Below are 22348 nucleotides of genomic sequence, written 5' to 3'. Positions count from 1 at the left end.
CATGCTACCCCTACAACGTATCGACTTACTCAACCAGCAATTGCTGGCCTTGCTCGAAGCCATACCGGCGCCCACGCAGCCGCTGCCATCGCGCCAGCAGTTGCAGGGTGAACTTGCCGAGTTCTGGGCCGTCGCTGACGGCCAAGGCCGCTCGCGACAGGTTCGCCTGGCCGACATCCGCCGCGCGATGATGCACGCCGAAGCCGCCTTGCGTCAGGCAGACCAGACCTTGGATGCGTCACTGGCCACCGTCATCAGCACCTTTCTCGACCTGCCCTACGCCTGGCAACGGCGGCCCCAGCCGCTGGCTCAGCGGGCTCAGGCCTATCGCCCGGTACTGTCGCGCAGCAGCCCGGCATGGCGGGCCGCGCTGCCCGGCATGTTCGTGATCGCCACCGGTATGGAGGAAGGGCAAAACCTCACCCCTGAGCAGGCAACCGGCCCGGTACTGCTCTGCGGGCTGTGCCAAGGCATAGAGGTTTACCCCTCGCTTACTGAGCTGCACCAGGAATTGTGCGAACGCCTTGCCGACCCCCTGCAAAGTGCGCCGCTCCTGCAGTTGCTGGTGAGCCAGCGGCATAGGGAAAACGCACGGCAGGCCGACCGCCTGCACTATGAATGGTACGCCGATGATCCTTTGCAGGCACAAGTCCAATACCTGCTCGAGGCCCAGCGGCAACGCCTGAACCTTGCCTGGGCAACCCTGGCGCAGGGTGCGTCCGACGCTGGCGAAACCTTGTGCAAGGCCATTGCGATCGGCGCTGAAGCAGGCAGCAAGGCACTGCTCGACACCCGCTACGCGCTGCTGCTCGAGAAGAACCTGCCCAGTTGGTTACGCGGGGCCAGCACCGCCGCGCTCACGCACATCATGCAAAGCATGCAGGAACTCGTCGCGGTGGGGCAAAGCGTCGCTGCGCCCGGTATTCTCACGCTGCGGCAATTCCGCCAAAGCAACACGCTACGCCACTGGGTCAGAGAACGTCTGCAGGCGCACCTTCGCAGCGACCTAGGGTTGGCATTGGCGCCGGAAAACGTGCACGTCGCCGTCACCCACACACGCCAGAGCGGGCCTTGGATCTACCCACTGCAACCCTCAAGCTACGTCACCTGGCGGGGGTTCGAAAAGGTCAAGGACCAGATGGTGGAAACCGTTCACGTGAGCTACCCACTCGATGAGCTGGCCATGCGTAACCTGGCCTGGTTCGACTGGGACTACTGGCTGACGGCACGGGTGATCGCCAAGGATGGCACGGCCCCCCCGAGGGAACTGACCAGCGCCTACATCAAGACACTGGTCAGGAGCCTGAATGTTGGCGATGGCTACAGCAACTACCTGCGCACCCAGTTGATCGACTCGCCCGTAGGGCATTGGCGCCTGCACGCCCACGCCAAGGTCAATCAGGCTCGTATGCGCGCCGAAGCGACCAAGGCGCGCTATGCCGGGCACCTGTCGCCCGCCTGGTCGGAGCGCGATTACCGCTGGGTGCAGCAGGTGTTGTCGCAGCCGCACAACACCCTGCGCCCGCCCGTGGACGGACATGTCGTAACCGTTCACCAGTGCTTGGTCAACCAACACACCTTGCAAGGCGTATTGCTGCTGGCCAGTCCCTCCCCCAGCGTCACCTCGTTCGTGCTCTACACGCCAGACGCCCCCGACCGACGCGCCTGGCGCTCGTATTCCAGCCCTCGTGCGCTGCTCAGGCAGTTGCGCGAGAAGCCCGCCCTGCGCCACTACATCGCCCAGCGTCTGGGCCTTCTGCCGGCGGCCAAGGTCGAACAGTTGCTGCTCAAAGGCGGGCTGGGCCAAGCCCTGCGGACCCCCGCCGTCGATGACGATCTGTTCTTCGCCTGCTACCACGCCGAAGTACGCAGCCTCCTGGCTGCGGTCGATGCCGAAAGCCACACCACTGCGCAAGTCGATGCCAGCCAGGCGCTGACCTTTGCCATGACCTTGCTGGACCTGATCAGTGTTTTCCTGCCGGTCAAAGTGATGATCCCTCTGGCACTGGGGCGCATGGTGCTGGAGGTGTGGAACGGCATCGAGGCCTATCGCGAGGAAGACCTCAATGGGGTGCTGAACCATGCGTACAACGCGCTCAGCTACATCAACGATGCGGGTACCAGCCTTGCCAGCACCGGCATGATGCGCCGCATCATGCGCGGCATGCCCAAGCAACCCCCGATGCCCTTGCCTCAGCGCTTCAGCGTCGCGGCTCCTACCGGCAGTCTGCGGTATCGAATTGACGGCGTGTATGGCGAGCAGGTGTACGAAAAGGTGTCATCCTTCGAGGGCTTTTCCGAATATTTCATTCAGGATGCCGATAAGCGCTATTTCAAGGTGTCCTTCGACGGACGCCGCTGGCGAGCCATCGATCCGAATCAGCCAGACGCCTACCTGACTCAGCCGATAAAGCGCCTTGCCAATGGCAATTGGGTGATCGACTCGCCGGTACTGTGGTATGACGGCCTGCCTGACCTGCAGCGCCTGTTCGAAGATTGCCGCGCGCAGGTACCCCTCGATGGCTCCCCGGTCGACGGGGTGGACGGCCTGTTTCAGGCCGCCGACCAGTTTTATCTGCACACCCGCAGCGGCAAGTTACCGTTGCGCCGTCACCTGTTGCCCGGCCATTATCACCTACCCATACCTGGCGCCGAGGAGGCTGGCGTGGTGCCCTGGGCCGTCCTTCGCTGGCAGGGCGGCCAGTGGCGAATCCGTGTGCGTCAGGCGGGACGCAGCAGCGACTGGCTGCCGCTGCCCTAGCCTTGTTCGTTGAGCTTGGGCAGCAAACGCTCCAGGCGCTGATGCAAGGCACTGCCACTGGGCCAGTTACGCAGCAGGCGCGCCCGGTCACGGGCGTATGCCTGGGCGAAGCTGAGCTGAGTGGCATGCTGGCACATGGCATCGAGGTCGATCAGTGACCACTGGCCGTTCTGCCAGAACAGGTTATGGCCCTTGAAGTCACCATGGCTGATGCGTTCGCGGATCAGTTGCTGCATCAGGTGCACCAAGGCATCGACCTGCTCTTCGGGCGCATCGCCGTTTTCCACATAGGGCGCGAAGCACGCTGTAAGGTCTGGGCCATCGGCGAACTCGGTGACCAGGAAGGCCCGGCTGCGCAAGCCCATGACCCGTTGTTCGAGCACCGCCAGCGGGCGCGGCGTGGCGATGTCGAGAAACGCCAGGCGGTGGCCTTCGATCCAGGAGTGCCAGGCCCGGCTGGGGCGCCAGAAGCGTTTGAACCAGTGAGCGGTGTTCTTGATGTTGTAACGCTTGAGCACCAGCTTGCGGCCGTTCACCTCAATGCGTGCCACGCTGGCCGCACCCCCGGTCTTGTACAGGTGCCCCTGGTCGATCAGTGCGTCGGCCTGTTCCAGCACCGGCAGCATGTTCTGCACTTCATTGCGGCAGATCGCCCGCAGCCCGGACAGGTTGCGCTGCACGCTGAACAACGTGCATTCGCGCCCGGCCTTTTCCAGATAATCCTTCAGGCGCCAGGTGCGCACCTTGTCCACCTGCTTCTGCAGCGCTTCCATCGGCAACGCGTGTTCGGCGTTGGCCAGCAGGTAATGCACCAGCAACTCTTCGATGAACGGCTCCAGGCGCTTGGGCAACTGGGCGAAGAACACCCCGAGGTTTTCCAGCACACGCGGGCGCGAAAGCTGCTGCCCGGGGGTCTCGGCCTTGATGCCGGCACCATCGATCAGGTACAGCTTGCCGCCATGGCGCAGCAGGTTGTCCAAGTGCAAGTCTTCTTGCCAGAGGCCTTTGGCATGCATCTGCGCCACGGCAGTGAGCGCCTCGCCAAGCACCAGGTGCTGCTCATCGGCGAGCACCGGCAGGTGCTCCACCGCGGCCCAGGCATCGGCCAGGCTTTGGGCGCCATCGAGGTATTCGAACAACAACCAGCCGCCTTCGCCTTCCTTGAGGCCATCGGCCAGCAGACGGGGCGTGGTCAGGCCTTGTTCGGCGAGCAACTTCACGCCTTCCAGCTCACGCTGGAAGTGGCGGGCGGCATTACCACCCACCAACAACTTGGCCAGCACCGGCGTGCCACGCCATATACCCGCTCCCACATAGCGTTGGCCCGGCAACACCCGCAGCAGGCTCAGCAGTTGCAACTCGGCACTGCCAGCGGCATCGGCAAGGGTCACGGCAAGCGGCAGCGATGGGCTGCGCCCGGCACCTTTGAGTTCAGACAAACGCATCAGCGGGCCTCTTTTTCACGACGGCGTTGCGTCAGGCGTTGCAGCCAGTTATCGACCAGGGCGCTGTCGCCCGGCTGGGCAAGATAAGCCGCCAGCAACTGGCGCACATCTGCCTCGCTCCAGGCACGGGCACGCCGCAGCAGTGGCTCCAGGTCCTTCAGGCGGTCGCGCATGCCGAACAACAGCGGCCGGGTCTTTTCCAGGTCGATCAGTTGGGCATCCCAGCCTTCACGGCGCTGACGCAGGAAGATGTGCTTGGGATAGAAACAGCCATGCACCTGGCCAGCGGCATGCAGCGTACGCGCCAGCTGGCCACAGGCCTGGAGGATGCCAAGGCGGGTCGCATCGTCGAGCTGTGGCCACTGGGCCAACAGGCTTTCCAGGTCGCTCCAGTCATCCAGGGCGCGGGTCAGCAAAATCGCCCGGTGCTGGCCGCCCTGCTTGCGCTCGCCGTAGAACACCGCCTGCAGGGCAGGAATGTGCAGTTTCTGGTAACGGCTGATATTGCGAAACTCGCGGGCGAACGTCGGCTCGCCGAAGGGCCGGTGCAGGGTACGGGTCAGGTAGTCGCTCTGGCGCTTGAGGTAATAGCCTTTGCCTTCAAGCTCCAGGCGGAAGACGCTGCTCCAGCCGCCACGGCCGGTGTTGGGTTCGTCCACGGCGTCGAGCTGCAGCGCCCATAGCGCCTCAAAGTCGTTCAGGCCATGGCGTTTGAGCAGCGCAAGGTCCGCGCTGGCCAGGTAATCGGTCATTCCCTTCCCTCGAAAAAGCTCAGCACCTGGCGAATCCGCCGCTTGTCGCGCGCGTTCAGGCGCTCGCGCTCGCGATACTGCAGGTAGAACCGCAGGCGCTGGGTTGCCGACAGGTGGTATTTGGCGACCTTGTCCAGGCACGCCAAGTCCTTGATCAGCCGATGGCGCCACATGAAGCCGCGCCAGAAGTCGCCGGTCGGGCAGTCGATGAAGAATAGCGTGCCCTGGTCATCGACCAGCAGGTTGCGCCACTTCAGATCGTTGTGGGCAAACCGGTGCTGGTGCATGACACGGGTGTGACGCGCCAGTTGCCGGCTGATGTGGTCGACCCAGGCACGGTCGGCCAGGCGTGGGTCATTGCGCTCGGCCAGCGCCGAGAGGTCTTCGGTACGCGGCAACTCGCGGGTGATCATCGCCCCACGGCCGAAGGCCAGGCCATTGCGCTCCAGCCCCCAAGCCACCACTTCGGCGGTGGGGATACCCCATTTGGCGAACTGCTTGAGGTTCTGCCATTCGGCCTTGATACGCGGCCGGCCCAGGTAACGGCGCATGTGCTTGCCGGCACCGGTATAGCGCTTGACGTAATAGTTGACCCCGTCACGCTCGATGCGGACGACCTCGCTCAACGGGTCGCGGGTCAGGCGCTCGCCCTGCAGGGCGAACACCGCATTGAGACTGCCGAAGTCCGCCGCCAGGTGTTCGTAACCTGGCGCCAGTGTCCAACCCGCCATCAGAGTGCATCCCCATAGCGTTGCTTGCGATCGTAGAGTTTCTGCGCCTTGCGATCGAGCCAGGCGAGCAACGCAGCCTCGTCGGCGAGAACCTGGCGCAGCGGGCGCTGGAAGTAACCGCGCAGGAAACGCAGCTTGTCGCGCCGGGTCAGGCCGATGTCCAGCGCCGAGAAATACAGCGCGGCCAGGTCCTTGTCACGCCAGCGGCGGCTGATTTTCGCCCGGGTCTGGGCGCGGTGCAGGTCGATCACCGACAGTTTGAAGTCTTCTGGCGTCACCGGGCGGTCGGTGTGCAGCAGGAAGTGGCAAATGTAGCAGTCGCGGTGGTTGACCCCGGCGCGGTGCATGCCGCCCGTCATCTTCGCCACCTCGGCGATCAGCGCACGCTTGAGCCGCGGCTCCGGCGGCTGCCTGAGCCAATCGATGCTGAAGTCTTCCAGGCTGATGGTGGGCGCCAGCTCCTGGGTGACGATGAACGAATGCTGGGTGGCCGGGTTGCTGCCGCGCTCACCGTAGGCGACCGCGGTCATGGTCGGCACGCCGACTTCATGCAGGCGCTGGATGGCCCGCCATTCCTGGCCGGCACCGAGTACCGGCAGCTTGGCGGTCAGCAGGTTCTTGAAGATTTCGCCCCAGCCGATGCCCCGGTGGATCTTGACGAAGAAACCTTCGCCATCGACCTCGGTACGCAGCGTGCGGCGCCCTTCCAGCTCACGGTAGACCTCGCCTTGCAAGGCCTCCACAGCCTCGAAGGCATCACGCCCGGCCCACAGGCGCTTGAACGGTTCGGCCAGTATCAGCTTCATGCGGTCTCCTGCCCCAGGATCACGTCGGCGGCATGCTGCGGCATGCTGTACAAATCGGCGGTATCGGCAAAGGCCAGGCCATTGCGCGACCACTCGGCACGGGCCTGTGGGTCTTCGAGCATGCGTTGCAGGTAGCGGTTGAGCTGCTCTTGTTCGAACGGCTCGTCCAGCACCAGCCCGCTGTCGGCCTCGGCGATGTAATGGGCATAGCCACACACCTGCGACACCAGCACCGGCAACCCGGCCACCAGGGCCTCGAGCAGCACGGTACCGGTGTTCTCGTTGTAGGCTGGGTGAATCAGCAGGTCGGCACCGAGCAGGAACCGCGGGATATCGCTGCGGCCCTTGAGGAACTGCACCTGTTCGCCCAGGCCCAAGGTAGCGCTCTGCAACTGGAACACCTTGGGGTCGTCCTGGCCGATGACCATCAACCGTGTACGCTTGCGCAACGCCGAAGGCAGCGCGGCCAGGGCCTTGAGGCTGCGGTCCACGCCCTTGGTCTTGAAGCCCGAGCCAATCTGCACCAGCAGCAGGTCGTCATCGCCCAGGTTGAACTCCTTGCGGAACTCGGCGCGGATCTCGGCGGCATTGGCCGGCGCGCGGCGGTCCTGGGAAATGCCAGGTGGCAACAGGTGAAAGCGCTCCACAGGCGTGCCGTAGTGCTTGATGAACAGCGGTTGCTGCACCTCGGAGATCATCAATACTTCGGTATGGGCGTCCTTGGCGAACACCGCCCGCTCGTACTCGGCAAAGTGCCGGTAGCGGCCCCAACGTCGGTACAAGCCACCGCGCAGATTCTGGGCCTTGTCCTCGAAGCATCCGTCGGCGGCGTAGTACACGTCCAACCCGGGCATCTTGTTGAAGCCGATCAGCCGGTCGACCGGGCGCTTGGCCAGGTCTGCCGCCATCCAGGCGCTGAGTTTCTCGTTACGGCGATGGTTGAACAGCGCCTTGACCGGCGCCACCAACACCTCGAAGCCCGGCGGTATGTCGCCTTCCCAGATAAGCGTGTACACGCGAATCTGATGACCACGCTTCTGGCACTCCAGGGCAATGCGCATGAAATCGCGCTGCAGCCCGCCGAAAGGGAAATATTTGTAAAGCACGAAAGCCAGTTGCATCAACGAACATCCTCAGCCAGCAGCAACGCGCTCAAGCGGCTCGCCACATGCTCGGGATTCAGGCGAGTGAAGCACAAGGGCCACTCGCGTTTGAGATCGAACCGGCGCAGGTCGTCGGCGCTCGGTTTATAGGTGCACTTTTTCTGCAGGCACGGTGCACAGGGGAAGTCGCTGGCCTGGTGCACCTGAACGCGGCCATAGGCACCGGTCAGGCCTGGGTTGGTGGGGCCGAACAACGAGATGGTCGGCACATCCAGTGCCGCCGCCAGGTGGCCCAGGCCGGTATCCACTGCTACGCAGGCCTTGGCCGCCGCCAGCACCCGGGCGACACCGGCAAGGTTCAACTTGGGGAGCACCTGACAGTTGTTCAAGCCCTGGGCAATGCGCTCGGCGCGATCCTTTTCGGCCTGGTTGCCCCATGGCAGGCGCACCTGCAGCTTGCGCCGGCCCAGACGTTCGGCCAGTTCTCGCCAGTACGCCTCGGGCCAGTGCTTGGTCGCCCACGTCGTGCCATGCAGGAACACCACGTAGGGCGCCGCCGGCGGCAATTGCAGGCGGTCGAGGTCCAGGCCGTAGTTGCCAATGCCCTCGGGCAGGTCGTAGGCCAGGGCCAGGGCGAACAACTGGCGCACTCGCTCCACCGCATGCTGGCCTACCGCAACCGACAGGCGTCGGTCGTAAAAGCGGCTGGCCCAGCCTTCGCGGGCCGAGTAACGGTCCAGGCCCGCCACCGGCGCCTTGACCAGGCGAGTCAGCCAGGCCGACTTGACCAGGCCCTGAGCATCGATCACCAGGTCGTACTTGCGTGCGCGCACGCGTTGCTTGAACGCCTTCCACTCGCCGCTCCTGATGGTCTGCCAGAGGTGCTTGCGCCAGCGGCGAATGGCCACCGGGATAACCTCATCGACCGCCGGGTGCCAACTGGGGATTTCGGCAAAGCCTTCTTCCACCACCCAGTCGAAACGGATGCCCGGTATCGCATGGGCGGCATCGGTGAGCGCCGGCAGGGTGTGAACCACATCACCCAGCGACGAGGTCTTGATGATCAGTACCCGCACTTAGTCGACCTCGGCCACGGCATCGATCAGGTTCGGCCCGCCCAGGCTGTGCAGGGCAGCGATGACTTTGCCAGGCTCCAGCAGGCGCAGGCAGTTGTAGTGGCCAAAGCGGCAGGTGCGGTCGAAACACGGGCTGCACTCGATACCGGTGCGCACGACCTCCACCTGTTCGGCCAATGGCGGGGTGAAACCTGGCGAGGTAGAGCCATAAACGGCCACCAGCGGGCGGTTCAGCGCCGCCGCCACATGCATCAGGCCCGAGTCGTTGGACACCACCGCATTGGCACAGGACATCAGGTCGATGGCCTCAGCCAGCGAGGTTTCGCCTGCCAGGTTGTACGATTCTTCACGCAGACCCGGGATCAGCCGGTCGCGAATCTGCTCGCCGACAGGGTGGTCGTTCTTCGAGCCGAACAGCCACACCTGCCAGCCCTGGCGAATCAGGGCATCGGCCACCTCGGCGTAGTGCTCGGCCGGCCAGCGCTTGGCCTCACCGAACTCGGCACCTGGGCACAGGGCAAGCACAGGGCGGTCCAGCTCCAGCCCGAACTTGGCCAGCGCGGCGTCGCGGCTCTGCGCTTCGATCTGCAGGTTCGGCCGTGGGTAGGGTTGCGGCAGTTCAGCCCCCGGCGCATAAGCCAGGGCCATGAAGCGCTCGATCATCAGCGGGTAGCGGGCCTTGTCCAGCTTGCGCACATCATTGAGCAGGCCCAAGCGCATCTCGCCGCGCCAGCCGGTGCGCTTAGGGATACCAGCAAAGAACGGCACCAGCGCCGACTTCAGTGAGTTGGGCAGGAGGATCGCCTGGTCGTACTGACCGGCCAGGGACTTGCCGATACGCCGGCGCGTAGCCAGCTCCAGCGCGCCGTGGCCGAGCGGGAAGCTCAAGGCCTGACGCACTTCGGGCATGCGCTCGAGGATCGGCCGGCTCCACTCGGGCGCCAGCACATCGATCACGCAGTCGGGGTGCTGCTGTTTCAGGCACTGGAACAGGGTCTGCGCCATTACCATGTCGCCGACCCAGCTGGGGCCAATGATCAGTATTCTCATGCTTAGTCCAGAAACGCTCGGGGAGGCTGCAGGCTGCATTACAGCCTGGCCTCCCCTCTTTATATTCAGGCTATGTGGCGGACAGTGTACCACCGAGGCTCCATTGGGCCTCAAGTCAGCCCCAACTGCCCCCAGATCCGCCGCACTTGGCGGCGCTCATCGGCAAACTGCGCTGCATCGATCACCCCGGCCTGCTTCTGCAAGGCCTGGCGGTGTGAGGCCGAACGAAATGCCTTGTACACCTCACGCAGCAGGATCGCATCGCTGGCCGGCATCAACCCTGCCTGCTCCAGCTCTTCCAGAATGCGGATGTTATCGGTCCATCGGAGTATGGCCGGATGGTCGTGCGACCAGGCCAAAGCAGCGTATTGCACCATAAATTCGATATCGACGATACCGCCTGCATCTTGCTTGATGTCGAACGCTACTCCCGCATCGAAGGCATTGGCCGCCGTGCCGGCAGCGGTGGCTTTAGTGCCCAGGTTGCCGCGCATCTTGGCGCGCATCTCACTGACTTCGGCACGCAGTTTGTCCAGGTCTCGGGGCTGCCCCAGCACCTTGGCCCGCACGCCCTCAAACGCTGCTGCCACCTGCTTGCAGCCCACCAACACCCGCGCGCGCACCAAGGCTTGGTGCTCCCAGGTCCATGCCTCGTTCTGCTGGTAACGTTCGAACGCACCGAGCGAGCTGACCAGCAGCCCCGAAGCGCCCGACGGGCGCAGGCGCATGTCGACATCGTAGAGCTGGCCGGAGTTGGTCTGGGTGGTCAGCAGGTGGATGATGCGCTGGCCCAGGCGGGTAAAGAATTGCGCGCTGTCGATAGGCTTGGCGCCGTCGGTTTCCGCTTGCGGGTCACCATCGTGGATGAACACCAGGTCCAGGTCCGAACCGTGGCCCAACTCCAGGCCGCCGACCTTGCCGTAGCCGAGGATCACGAAGCCGGGGTCGCACAGGCTGCCGTCGCTGCGTTTCGGCTGGCCGTGGCGCGCCACGGTCTGGCGCCAGGCCAGGGCCAGCACTTGGTCGAGAATGGCCTCGGCCAGCCAGGTGAGGTAGTCGCTGACTTTCATCAACGGCAGGTTGCCGCTGATCTCGGAGGCAGCCACCCGCAGGCTGTGGGCCAGTTTGAAGTGGCGCAAAGCCTCCATCTGTTGCTCCAGGTCGTCCTCGGGGATACGCGTCAGCCGTTCACGCAGCTCGGCGGCCAATTCTGGCGCCAGCGGCGGGCTGAAGAGCCGGCCTTCGTTCAGGAGCTCGTCGAGCAGCAGCGGATAGCGAGCGATCTGCTCGGCGATCCACGGGCTGGCGGCGCAGAGGGTCAGCAGCCGGCGCAGGGCACCGGGGTTTTCGGTGAGCAGCACCAGGTAGGCCGACCGACGCGCCACTGCTTCTACCAAGGGCAGTACACGCTCCAGCACCAGGTCCGGGTTGTCGTGTTCCACCGCCTGGGCCAGCAGCCGGGGGATAAAGGCATCCAGGCGCTCACGGCCAATGCGCTGCATCGAGCGCAACTGCGGGCTGGCACGCAACCCGGCCAGGCGGCGCAAGGCTTCGCCAGGCTGCTGGAAACCGGCCTCCTCCAGCTGACGGCCAGCGGCTTCCTCATCCTGCGCTTGCTCCCATAGCGGCGACCATTCGCCACCGACCACCAGCTCGCCTTCGCCCTCCTCGTCATCCGGGTCGGCAATGACCTGGCGGAAATGCCAGTCGACACGCCCGCGCCAGTAGGTCAGTTGGTCGTGAAAGCCCTGCCAGTCGGAGAAACCGAGAATATAGGCCACCCGCTCTCGGTCGATGTGGTCTTCCGGCAGCATCTGCGTCTGGCGGTCGGCAATGGCTTGGATGGCATGTTCGGTGTAGCGCAGAAACTCATAGCCTGCGCGCAATTCGGCAACCACGGCCGGCGGCAGGTACCCCTGGCCCTCCAACGTTGCCAGCACCTTGAGCAAGGGCCGCTGCTGCAGGCTCAGGTCGCGCCCGCCGTGGATCAGCTGGAAGGCCTGGGCAATGAACTCCACCTCGCGAATGCCACCGGCGCCCAGCTTGATGTTCTCGGCCATGCCCTTGCGCCGCACCTCCTGCTGGATCAGCTGCTTCATGGTGCGCAGCGCTTCAATGGCGGAGAAGTCCAGGTAACGGCGGTAGACGAACGGTCGCAGCATGTCCTGCAACACCGCGCCTGCGGCCTGGTCACCGGCCACCACCCGCGCCTTGATCATGGCATAGCGCTCCCAGTCGCGCCCTTGGTCCTGGTAGTACTGCTCCAGCGCATTGAAGCTGAGTACCAGTGCCCCGGCCGAGCCATAGGGGCGCAGGCGCATGTCGACGCGGAACACGAAGCCATCGACGGTGACCGGGTCGAGCGCCTTGATCAGGCGCTGGCCCAGGCGGGTGAAGAACTCCTGGTTGTCCAGCGAGCGCTTGACCCCTTCGGTTTCGCCACCTTCGGGGAAGGCGAAGATCAGGTCGATGTCCGACGAAAGGTTGAGCTCGACCGCCCCCAGCTTGCCCATGCCCAGCACCACCATGTGCTGCGGCTCGCCGCTGCGATTGCCGATCGGCGTGCCGAACTGCTGGCAGTGGCGCGGGTACAGCCACTGGTAGGCTTCGTCGATGGCCGCATCGGCAAGGTCGGACAGGTCGCGGCAGGTCTCGCCCAGTTCGGCCTGCCGGGTGATGTCGCGCCAGATGATGCGCAGCTGCTGGCGGTTGCGCTCGCGGCGCAGGTTGCGCGCCAGCTCGTCTTCCCCCTGCGCTGCCTGGGCCGCGGCGGCGATGTGCCCGCGCAGCTCGCCCGGGGCATAACGGCGGTCTACCTCGCCACTTTCCAGCAACCCGAACAGCATGGCCGGCTCCCGCTGGGCCAGGCCCAGGACGAAGTCGCTGGCGGCGGCAACCTGATCGAACTGTTGCCGGTGCGCCGGGCTCCAAGCGTTCAGGTCAAGGTGTTGATGGCTAACCAGCGCATCGAGCAGAAACTGCTGATTACGCGCGACCAGCGGTTGCAGGGTGGCAGGCAGTTCGAGCGGCAAAGGCAGGCGCATGGTCTATCCTTGATCGGCGTGAAAGTGAGGGGAAAAAGCGGCCACGAGGAAACTGGACCACGGTTGGACTGTCGTACAAAAGTTGGAAATAGCTGAAAAAAACGAATCATTGGCAAGAAACATCAAGAATCACCTGATCGCGACACAACGCCAACCAACATGAACGTTTTTCCTCACAAGCCAAGGTGCGACTAAACGTCGCATTTGTGTAGTTTTACTACTACCCCGACCGTGCAAAAGCATGAAATGCGAAAGCAAATGTAGTAAAACTACACGCCGCCGGGTCACACTCCGGTAATCCAAGAATTCACGACGTCTGCCCATAAGGCCAGTCGCAAACTCAGGCCCCCGATTCTGGTGGCCTTTCCGCCCTGGAGCAAGCCATGCAAGACCTCGATCCAATCGAAACCCAGGAATGGCTGGATGCCCTGGAGTCGGTCCTCGACAAAGAAGGCGAAGACCGCGCTCATTACCTGATGACCCGCATGGGCGAGCTGGCCACCCGCAGTGGCTCCCAGCTGCCGTACGCGATCACCACGCCATACCGCAATACCATCCCTGTCACCCACGAAGCACGCATGCCTGGCGACCTGTTCATGGAACGCCGCATTCGCTCGATGGTGCGTTGGAACGCGCTGGCCATGGTGATGCGCACCAACCTGAAAGATTCGGACCTGGGCGGCCACATTTCCAGCTTCGCCTCCAGTGCCACCCTGTATGACATCGGCTTCAACTACTTCTTCCAGGCCCCGACCGAAGAACACGGCGGCGACCTGATCTTCTTCCAGGGCCACGCTTCGCCAGGCGTTTACGCCCGTGCCTTCATGGAAGGCCGCATCAACGAAGACCAGATGAACAACTTCCGTCAGGAAGTGGACGGCAACGGCCTGTCTTCGTACCCGCACCCGTGGTTGATGCCTGACTTCTGGCAGTTCCCGACCGTTTCGATGGGCCTGGGCCCGATCCAGGCGATCTACCAGGCACGCTTCATGAAGTACCTGGAAGCCCGCGGCTTCATCCCGGCCGGCAAGCAGAAGGTCTGGTGCTTCATGGGCGACGGCGAGTGCGACGAGCCGGAATCCCTGGGCGCAATCGCCCTGGCTGGCCGCGAGAAGCTGGACAACCTGATCTTCGTCATCAACTGCAACCTGCAGCGCCTCGACGGCCCGGTTCGCGGCAACGGCAAGATCATCCAGGAACTCGAAGGCGTATTCCGCGGCGGTGGCTGGAACGTCAACAAGGTCGTCTGGGGCCGCTTCTGGGACCCACTGTTCGCCAAGGACACCAACGGTGCCCTGCAGCGCCGCATGGACGAAGTCATCGACGGCGAGTACCAGAACTACAAGGCCAAAGACGGCGCCTACGTGCGTGAGCACTTCTTCAACACCCCAGAGCTCAAGGCCATGGTCGAAGACCTGTCCGATGACGAAATCTGGAAGCTCAACCGTGGTGGCCACGACCCGTACAAGGTCTATGCGGCCTACCACCAGGCGGTCAACCACAAAGACCAGCCGACCGTCATCCTGGCCAAGACCATCAAGGGTTACGGTACCGGTGCCGGCGAAGCCAAGAACACCGCGCACAACACCAAGAAGGTCGACGTCGACAGCCTGCGTCACTTCCGTGACCGCTTCGACATCCCGGTCAAGGATGCAGAGCTTGAGAACCTGCCGTTCTTCAAGCCTGAGGAAGGTTCCGCCGAGGCTAAGTACCTGGCCGAGCGCCGCGCCGCCCTGGGTGGTTTCGTGCCGCAGCGCCGTGCCAAGAGCTTCAGCGTGCCGACCCCGCCACTGGAAACGCTGAAAGCGATCCTGGACGGCTCGGGCGACCGTGAAATTTCCACCACCATGGCCTTCGTGCGTATCCTCGCGCAACTGGTCAAGGACAAGGAAATCGGCCAGCGCATCGTCCCGATCATCCCGGACGAAGCCCGTACCTTCGGTATGGAAGGCATGTTCCGCCAGCTGGGCATCTACTCGTCGGTCGGCCAGCTCTACGAGCCTGTCGATAAAGACCAGGTGATGTTCTACCGCGAAGACAAGAAGGGCCAGATCCTCGAGGAAGGCATCAACGAAGCCGGCGCCATGTCGTCGTTCATCGCTGCCGGTACCTCGTACAGCTGCCACAACCAGCCGATGCTGCCGTTCTACATCTTCTACTCGATGTTCGGCTTCCAGCGTATCGGCGACCTGGCCTGGGCCGCTGGCGACAGCCGTACCCGTGGCTTCCTGATCGGCGGTACCGCCGGCCGTACCACCCTCAACGGTGAAGGCCTGCAGCACGAAGACGGTCACAGCCACATGATGGCGGGCACCATCCCGAACTGCCGCACCTACGATCCGACCTACGGCTACGAGCTGGCGGTGATCATCCAGGACGGCATGAAGAAGATGACCGAAGAGCAGCAGGACATCTTCTACTACATCACCGTGATGAACGAGTCCTACCAGCAGCCAGCCATCCCGGCCGGTGTCGAGGAAGGCATCATCAAGGGCATGTACCTGCTCGAGGAAGACACCCGCGATGCCGCGCACCACGTACAGCTGATGGGCTCCGGCACCATCCTGCGCGAAGTTCGCGAAGCGGCGAAGATTCTGCGTGAAGAGTTCAACGTCGGTGCCGACGTGTGGAGCGTCACCAGCTTCAACGAACTGCGCCGTGACGGCCTGGCCGTAGAACGCGCCAACCGCCTCAAGCCTGGCCAGAAGCCACAGCAGACGTATGTCGAGCAGTGCCTGGCCGGCCGCAAAGGCCCGGTCATCGCTTCTACCGACTACATGAAGCTGTTCGCCGAACAGATTCGCCAGTGGGTACCGAGCAAAGAGTTCAAAGTCCTGGGTACCGATGGTTACGGTCGCAGCGACAGCCGCAAGAAGCTGCGTCACTTCTTCGAAGTCGACCGTCACTTCGTGGTGCTGGCTGCCCTGGAAGCCTTGGCTGACCGTGGCGAGATCGAACCGAAGGTGGTGGCCGACGCCATCGTCAAGTTCGGCATCGATCCGGACAAGCGCAACCCACTGGACTGCTGAGGAGTATTTTTAAGTGAGCGAACTCATTCGCGTACCTGACATCGGCAGCGGTGAAGGTGAAATCATCGAGCTGTTCGTCAAGGTCGGTGACCGTATCGAGGCAGACCAGAGCCTGCTGACCCTGGAGTCCGACAAGGCCTCCATGGAAATCCCGGCTCCCAAGGCCGGCGTCATCAAGGAACTGAAGGTCAAGCTGGGCGATCGCCTGAAAGAAGGCGACGAGCTGCTGGTCCTGGAAGCCGAGGGCGCTGCGGCGTCCGAGGCGCCTGCCGCAGAACAGAAGGCAGAGGCCCCGGCGCCTGCCGCAGCGGCCGCTGAAAAGCCAGCGCCGGCTGCCGCCCCTGCTGCGGCCAGCGTGCAGGACATCCACGTGCCGGATATCGGCTCGTCGGGCAAGGCCAAGATCATCGAAGTACTGGTCAAGGCCGGCGACACCGTCGAAGCCGACCAGTCGCTGATCACCCTGGAGTCCGACAAGGCCTCCATGGAGATCCCTTCGCCCGCCGCTGGCGTGGTCAAGGAAGTGATTGCCAAGCTGGACGACGAAGTCGGCACCGGTGACCTGATCCTCAAGCTGGAAGTCGCCGGCGCCGCCCCGGCCGCGGCGCCAGCACCGGCCGCGGCTGCACCGGCCAAGGCTGAAGCTGCTCCGGCTGCTGCACCTGCCGCTGCCGCTCCGGCTGCTGCCCCGGCTCCGGTTGCTAGCGCACCGGCTGCCGGCAGCAACGCCAAGGTTCACGCAGGCCCGGCGGTGCGTCAGCTGGCCCGTGAATTCGGTGTCGAGCTGGGCGCGGTCACCGCGACTGGCCCGCACGGCCGTATTCTCAAGGAAGACGTACAGGTCTACGTCAAGTCGGTCATGCAGAAGGCCAAGGAAGCACCGGCAGCTGCCGGCGCGACTGGCGGCGCTGGCATCCCGCCGATCCCGGCGGTGGACTTCAGCAAGTTCGGCGAAGTAGAAGAAGTGGCCCTGACCCGCCTGATGCAGGTCGGTGCTGCCAACCTGCACCGCAGCTGGCTGAACGTGCCGCACGTTACCCAGTTCGACTCCGCCGACATCACCGAGCTGGAAGCCTTCCGCGTGGCGCAGAAGGCCGTGGCCGAGAAGGCTGGCGTCAAGCTGACCGTGCTGCCGCTGCTGCTCAAGGCCTGCGCCTTCCTGCTCAAGGAACTGCCGGACTTCAACAGCTCGCTGGCACCCAGCGGCAAGGCCATCATCCGCAAGAAGTACGTGCACATCGGCTTTGCCGTGGACACCCCGGACGGCCTGCTGGTCCCTGTGATCAAGAACGTCGACCAGAAGAGCCTGCTGCAATTGGCTGGCGAAGCTGCGGCCCTGGCTGAAAAGGCACGCACCAAGAAGCTGTCGGCCGACGACATGCAGGGCGCCTGCTTCACCATCTCCAGCCTCGGCCACATTGGCGGCACCGGTTTCACGCCGATCGTCAATGCGCCTGAAGTGGCGATCCTTGGTGTGTCCAAGGCGACCATGCAACCGGTCTGGGATGGCAAGGCCTTCCAGCCGAAACTGATGCTGCCGCTGTCGCTGTCCTACGATCACCGCGTGATCAACGGCGCCGCCGCCGCGCGCTTCACCAAGCGCCTGGGCGACGTGCTGGCGGATATCCGCACCCTGCTGCTGTAACACGCAGCCTGCCTCCCTTCGGGGGGGCAGGTACCCTTTTCGAGCTGCCACGCTCGTACCTCAACCCCGTCATTTGGCGGGGCTTTTTTTGCCTGTGAGGGCCTCATCGCCGGCACGCGGCTCCCACGGAAAAAGCAGTGCCCCTATTGCCGCCGATTGGGCTGCACACCATCCTCAAAGCGGCAGCAACCTACAGTTTCCAACCCCGCAGCCGAAAACATATAGATGACGCCCACACGGCTGCTTGCCAGCCCTCGGGACATGATGCAACCTTGCCAGATGCGCCGCCGCCCAGGCCGCGTCCCCCTCTTCAAGCGAGTCCTCGATGAAAAGCCAACCCGATGCCGCCAGCCGTGTGGCGGCCGAGGTCGTCACGCAGCTTCCCGTGCCCTCGCGGCTGGGTATGCTGCGTTTCGAAAGGCTCAACGAAGCCACCTGGGCAATGCTCTACCTGGACCCGGCCTGCGAGCGCCAGTTTGGCCTGCCCGCTGCCGAGCTTTGCGCGCTGGTCGACTCGCCCTATGCCAGCCTCATGGAACCCGAGGCCCGCTACAAACTGCACGACGAAATCCAACGGCAACTGGCCACGCGTGGTTACTACCGCGTACGTTACACCCTGCATGCCCAGCCGCGTTCGCTGTGCCTGCTCGAAGCCGGTGAGGCCTACAAACAGCATAATCGCCAACTGCTGCGCGGCTTTCTGACGGTGCTCGAACACCAGGCCGAAGATGAAGGGGAGCTGGACGCCAACGACCTTGAGTCGCGCAACAATCGCCTGCAACTGGCCCTGCAGCTCAACCAGCGTGCCCAGCAGGAGCAGCTCGAACACCTGGACCGCGTGCGCGGCCAGCAGGACCTGATCCTGCGCCTCGCCCGCCAACGCTACAGTGCAGAGAACTCACTGCTCGAAGCCGCCCAGCTGATCACCCGCAGCGCCTGCGAAATCTACAAGGTCGATTGCGCCAGCATCTGGTACCTGGAAGACCAGCGCCTGGAGCCGATCAGCGCGTGGTTCCGACTTGAGCAGGCGCATCGTCTGCCCGAGCCCATCGACGCCAGCCGCTTTCCCGATTACCTCGAGGCGCTGCACGCCAGCCGCGCCATCGACGCGCACAACGCCAACCACGACCCGCGTACCCGCGAACTGGCGGCCAGCCTGTATGGCGACAACAACGCCATGCTCGATGCCAGTATCCGTGTCGATGGTCAGGTGATCGGCGTGCTGTGCCTGGAGCAGACCGGCCAGCCACGGGCCTGGCAATCGGACGAAATCGCCTTTGCCGGCGAGCTGGCCGACCAGTTCGCCCAGGTCATCACCAACCACAACCGGCGCACCGCCGCCAGCGCGCTGCACCTGTTCCAGCGCGCCGTAGAGCAGAGCGCCAGCGCGTTTCTGCTGGTCAACCGCGAAGGCGTGGTGGAGTACGTCAACCCAAGCTTCACCGCGATCACCCAATACAGCACCGATGAGGTCCAAGGCCATCACCTGGCCGAGCTGCCAGCGCTGGAAAACCTCAGCGAGCTGCTGTTCGACACGCCGTCGAGCCTGGCCATGGGCAACAGCTGGCAAGGTGAATTCAAGAGCCGGCGCAAGAACCTCGAGCCCTATTGGGGGCAGCTGTCGATTTCCAAGGTGTATGGCGACAACCGTGAATTGACCCACTACATCGGTATCTACGAAGACGTCACGCAAACCAAGCTGGCCCAGCAACGCATCGAACGCCTGGCCTACACCGACAACCTGACCAACCTGGGCAACCGTCCGGCGTTCATCCGCAGCCTTGACGAACGTTTCGCCCGCGACGGCGACAACCCGATCTGCCTGCTGCTGGTGGACATCGACAACTTCAAGCGGATCAACGACAGCCTCGGCCACCAGACGGGCGACAAACTGCTGGTGAGCCTGGCCCGTCGCCTGCGCAACAGCCTCAGTAGCAGCGGCGTACTTGCCCGCTTTGCCAGCAACGAATTTGCCGTGCTGCTCGACGACACCAGCCTGGAAGACGGCCAGGGCGTCGCCCTGCAATTGCTGCGTACCCTCGACAAGCCGATGTTCGTCGACAACCAGTTGATCAACGTCACCGCTTCGGTGGGGCTGGCCTGCGCGCCGCTGCATGGCAGTGACCCGACCACGCTGATGAAAAACGCCGGCCTGGCGCTGCACAAGGCCAAGGCCAACGGCAAGCACCAGGTGCAGGTGTTCACCGAGGTGCTCAACGCCGAAGCCAGCTACAAGCTGTTCGTCGAGAACAACCTGCGCCGCGCCCTGACCCAGAACGAGCTGGAGGTGTTCTACCAGCCCAAGCTGTGCCTGCGCAGTGGCCGGTTGCTGGGGCTGGAAGCGTTGCTGCGCTGGAACCATCCCGAGCGCGGCATGATCCGCCCGGACCAGTTCATCAGCGTGGCCGAGGAAACCGGCCTGATCATCCCTATCGGCAAATGGGTGGTGCGCCAGTCCTGTCGCATGAGCCAGCAACTGCGCGAAGCCGGCATGGGCAACCTGCACGTGGCCATCAACCTTTCGCCCAAGCAGTTTTCCGACCCCGACTTGGTGGCTTCGATTGGCTCGATCCTCAAGGAAGAAGCGCTACCCCCTCACCTGCTGGAGCTGGAGCTGACTGAAGGCCTGTTGCTGGAGGCGACCGAAGACACGCACCGCCAGCTCGACGAACTCAAGGCCCTGGGGCTTACCCTGGCCATGGATGACTTCGGCACCGGTTACTCGTCGTTGAGCTACTTGAAAAAATTCCCCATCGATATCATCAAGATCGACCGCAGCTTCATCAACGAGATCCCGGACAACCAGGACGACATGGAGATCACTTCGGCGGTGGTGGCCATGGCCCACAACCTCAAGCTCAAAGTGGTGGCCGAGGGAATCGAGACGCCGGAGCAGCTGGCATTTCTGCGCCGGCACCGCTGTGATGTGGGCCAGGGCTACCTGTTCGACCGGCCGATTCCCGGGCGAGAGCTTGCGGAAAAACTCAAGCGCTACCCGCGCGGTCCAATGGCCTGACAGCGGCTGCAAGCTCGGGCACTATAGAGCCCATTCGGGCCTCATCGCGGGGCGAGCCCGCTCCCACAAGTTCGCGTCTGAACACCAATCCTGTGGGAGCGGGCTTGCCCCGCGAAGGGCTCAACACCTATCCAACTGAAAAACACAGAGGAACGGCCATGGTCCTGCGTTCAGAAATCCTGGTGAACAAAAACGTCCTACCGACTGCGGAACAGGCCCTGCCTGGCCGCGAAACGCCAATGTCCCTGCCCGAGTTCCACTATGTGTTCGAAGGCACCCCCCTGCTCGGCCCATTCTTCGAAGGCAACATCGACTTCGCCATCTTTGGCCTGGGCTGCTTCTGGGGTGCCGAACGCCGCTTCTGGCAGCGAGAAGGGGTGGTCAGCACCGTGGTCGGCTACGCCGGCGGCTTCACCCCCAACCCCACCTACGAAGAGGTCTGCTCGGGCCTGACCGGCCACACCGAAGTGGTGCTGGTGGTGTTCGACAAGGACAAGGTCAGCTACCGCGAGCTGCTGGCAATGTTCTGGGAGTTGCACAACCCGACCCAGGGCATGCGCCAGGGCAACGACGTGGGCACGCAGTACCGCTCGGCCATCTACTGCACTTCCCCGCAACAGCTTGAGGAAGCCAAAGCCAGCCGCGATACCTTCCAGGCGGAGCTGAACAAGGCCGGCTTCGGTGAAATCACCACCGAGATCGACCAGGCACCGACCGTGTATTTCGCCGAGGCCTATCACCAGCAGTACCTGGCCAAGAACCCGGATGGCTACTGCGGGATCGGTGGCACTGGCGTGTGCCTGCCGCCCAGCCTGCAGGGCAACTGATCCATGACCACGATGACGCTATTCCATTCGCCGCTGTCGCCCTTTGTGCGCAAGGTGATGGTGGTGCTCCACGAAACCGGCCAGCTCGACCGGGTCGCGCTGCAGCCTGTGAACATCAGCCCGGTCAGCGGCGACGAGCAGCTCAACCAGGACAACCCCATTGGCAAGATTCCAGCCCTGCGGCTGGCGGACGGCACCGTGCTGCACGACAGCCGGGTGATCTGCGAATACCTGGACCTGCAGCATGTCGGCCTGCCGCTGCTGCCGCGCGAAGGTTCCGCGCGTTGGCGGCGCATGACCCTGGCGTCGCAAGCCGATGCGATCATGGATGCGTCCGTGTCGAGCCGCTATGAGCACTTTCTGCGTCCTGAGGACAAGCGCTGGGATGGCTGGCTCACGGCCCAGAGCGGGAAGATACGCCGCAGCCTGGCCAACCTGGAGCAGGAGCACCTGGCGGAGCTGATATCGGGCTTTGATCTGGCTGCGATCGGTGTGGCCTGCGCGCTGGGGTACCTGGACTTGCGCCAGCCTGATTTCGGCTGGCGGGAGCACCAGCCCGGCTTGGCGGCGTGGTATGCCGAGGTGAGCAAACGACCTTCGATGATTGCGACAGCACCGGTGGCCTGACGGGCGTCTTCGCGGGGCAAGCCCGCTCCCACAGGTACAGCGGAGTGCTTGTAGGAGCGGGCTTGCCCCGCGAAAGGGCCGGTACAGGTTGAATCAATCAGCAGTCCGGCTTGCCCGCGGTAAACCGCTTGGCCGGGTTCACCGCAGCCTTGAACTCGCGCAGGGCCTTGGCCCCCACCAGCAACGGATAGTTGAAGCTGCTGCGGTCGACCAGGTTTACCTCCACGGTCCGCTTCTCGTCGCCCAGGCAAAGCTCAAGGTCGACCACCGGCCTGCGCGAAAGCTCGGGTGCATCGCCCTCTTCCTCTTCGTCTTCGCGGGGCAAGCCCGCTCCCACAGGTACAGCGGAGTGCTTGTAGGAGCGGGCTTGCCCCGCGAAAGGGCCGGTACAGGTTGAATCAATCAGCAGTCCGGCTTGCCCGCGGTAAACCGCTTG

At 63.9% G+C, this 22348-nt stretch carries 15 protein-coding genes; 6 read left to right on the top strand and 9 right to left on the bottom strand.

Translation table 11 applies throughout. The features are described 5' to 3' along the window. Window position 1 precedes the first annotated feature (1 nt). Complete coding sequence (locus tag L6D80_RS24615) at window positions 2–2761, top strand: dermonecrotic toxin domain-containing protein (RefSeq protein ID WP_176516350.1); 2760 nt, start codon at window positions 2–4, stop codon at window positions 2759–2761. Here the strand turns inward: L6D80_RS24615 and L6D80_RS24610 are convergent. The 8 genes from L6D80_RS24610 to glnE all read right to left on the bottom strand — a co-directional run bounded on the left by L6D80_RS24610 (window position 2758) and on the right by glnE (window position 12768). Then, window positions 2758–4206, bottom strand: a complete 1449-nt coding sequence (locus L6D80_RS24610) for a lipopolysaccharide kinase InaA family protein (protein ID WP_054903038.1) — start codon at window positions 4204–4206, stop codon at window positions 2758–2760. The genes L6D80_RS24615 and L6D80_RS24610 overlap by 4 nt on opposite strands. Further along, window positions 4206–4958, bottom strand: coding sequence for a lipopolysaccharide kinase InaA family protein (locus L6D80_RS24605; protein ID WP_054903037.1), 753 nt, complete (start codon window positions 4956–4958; stop codon window positions 4206–4208). Before L6D80_RS24605 ends, L6D80_RS24610 begins: the two co-directional genes overlap by 1 nt. Further along, complete coding sequence (locus tag L6D80_RS24600) at window positions 4955–5689, bottom strand: lipopolysaccharide kinase InaA family protein (protein ID WP_054903036.1); 735 nt, start codon at window positions 5687–5689, stop codon at window positions 4955–4957. The genes L6D80_RS24605 and L6D80_RS24600 overlap by 4 nt, the downstream gene beginning before the upstream one ends. After that, window positions 5689–6495, bottom strand: coding sequence for a lipopolysaccharide core heptose(I) kinase RfaP (gene rfaP, locus L6D80_RS24595; RefSeq protein WP_054903035.1), 807 nt, complete (start codon window positions 6493–6495; stop codon window positions 5689–5691). Before rfaP ends, L6D80_RS24600 begins: the two co-directional genes overlap by 1 nt. Further along, the gene (locus tag L6D80_RS24590) at window positions 6492–7616 is read right to left on the bottom strand and encodes a glycosyltransferase family 4 protein (RefSeq protein WP_054903034.1); all 1125 of its coding nucleotides are present in this window, start codon (window positions 7614–7616) and stop codon (window positions 6492–6494) included. The genes rfaP and L6D80_RS24590 overlap by 4 nt, the downstream gene beginning before the upstream one ends. Then, on the bottom strand, window positions 7616–8674 hold the full coding sequence (gene waaC / locus L6D80_RS24585; protein ID WP_176516352.1) for a lipopolysaccharide heptosyltransferase I: 1059 nt from the start codon (window positions 8672–8674) through the stop codon (window positions 7616–7618). Before waaC ends, L6D80_RS24590 begins: the two co-directional genes overlap by 1 nt. Next, the gene (gene waaF / locus L6D80_RS24580) at window positions 8675–9724 is read right to left on the bottom strand and encodes a lipopolysaccharide heptosyltransferase II (RefSeq protein ID WP_054903032.1); all 1050 of its coding nucleotides are present in this window, start codon (window positions 9722–9724) and stop codon (window positions 8675–8677) included. Between the two features lie 110 nt (window positions 9725–9834). Further along, window positions 9835–12768 carry a bifunctional [glutamate--ammonia ligase]-adenylyl-L-tyrosine phosphorylase/[glutamate--ammonia-ligase] adenylyltransferase gene (gene glnE / locus L6D80_RS24575; RefSeq protein WP_176516354.1) on the bottom strand — a complete coding sequence of 978 codons (2934 nt, stop codon included), beginning with the start codon at window positions 12766–12768 and terminating at the stop codon, window positions 9835–9837. A 383-nt stretch (window positions 12769–13151) separates the two neighbouring features. Between glnE and aceE the strand changes: the two genes are divergently transcribed. From aceE to L6D80_RS24550, 5 genes are all read left to right on the top strand, one after another. Further along, on the top strand, window positions 13152–15797 hold the full coding sequence (aceE, locus tag L6D80_RS24570; protein ID WP_054903030.1) for a pyruvate dehydrogenase (acetyl-transferring), homodimeric type: 2646 nt from the start codon (window positions 13152–13154) through the stop codon (window positions 15795–15797). A 13-nt stretch (window positions 15798–15810) separates the two neighbouring features. Continuing rightward, complete coding sequence (gene aceF / locus L6D80_RS24565; RefSeq protein ID WP_176516356.1) at window positions 15811–17442, top strand: dihydrolipoyllysine-residue acetyltransferase; 1632 nt, start codon at window positions 15811–15813, stop codon at window positions 17440–17442. Between the two features lie 325 nt (window positions 17443–17767). After that, a complete protein-coding gene (locus tag L6D80_RS24560; RefSeq protein ID WP_176516358.1) occupies window positions 17768–20458 on the top strand; it encodes a putative bifunctional diguanylate cyclase/phosphodiesterase in 2691 nt (896 codons plus the stop codon). A 158-nt stretch (window positions 20459–20616) separates the two neighbouring features. After that, a complete protein-coding gene (gene msrA / locus L6D80_RS24555; protein ID WP_054903027.1) occupies window positions 20617–21285 on the top strand; it encodes a peptide-methionine (S)-S-oxide reductase MsrA in 669 nt (222 codons plus the stop codon). A 3-nt stretch (window positions 21286–21288) separates the two neighbouring features. Beyond that, window positions 21289–21912, top strand: a complete 624-nt coding sequence (locus L6D80_RS24550; protein WP_054903026.1) for a glutathione S-transferase — start codon at window positions 21289–21291, stop codon at window positions 21910–21912. A 97-nt stretch (window positions 21913–22009) separates the two neighbouring features. On the opposite strand, the gene L6D80_RS24545 is transcribed toward L6D80_RS24550, so the two are convergent. Further along, window positions 22010–22348 (bottom strand): putative ATP-dependent zinc protease (locus L6D80_RS24545; RefSeq protein ID WP_236183082.1); only part of this gene is annotated, 339 nt, incomplete at its 5' end.

Source organism: Pseudomonas ceruminis, assembly GCF_021602025.1.
GTDB lineage: Bacteria > Pseudomonadota > Gammaproteobacteria > Pseudomonadales > Pseudomonadaceae > Aquipseudomonas > Aquipseudomonas ceruminis.
This window is presented reverse-complemented; position numbering and strand designations above follow the sequence as displayed.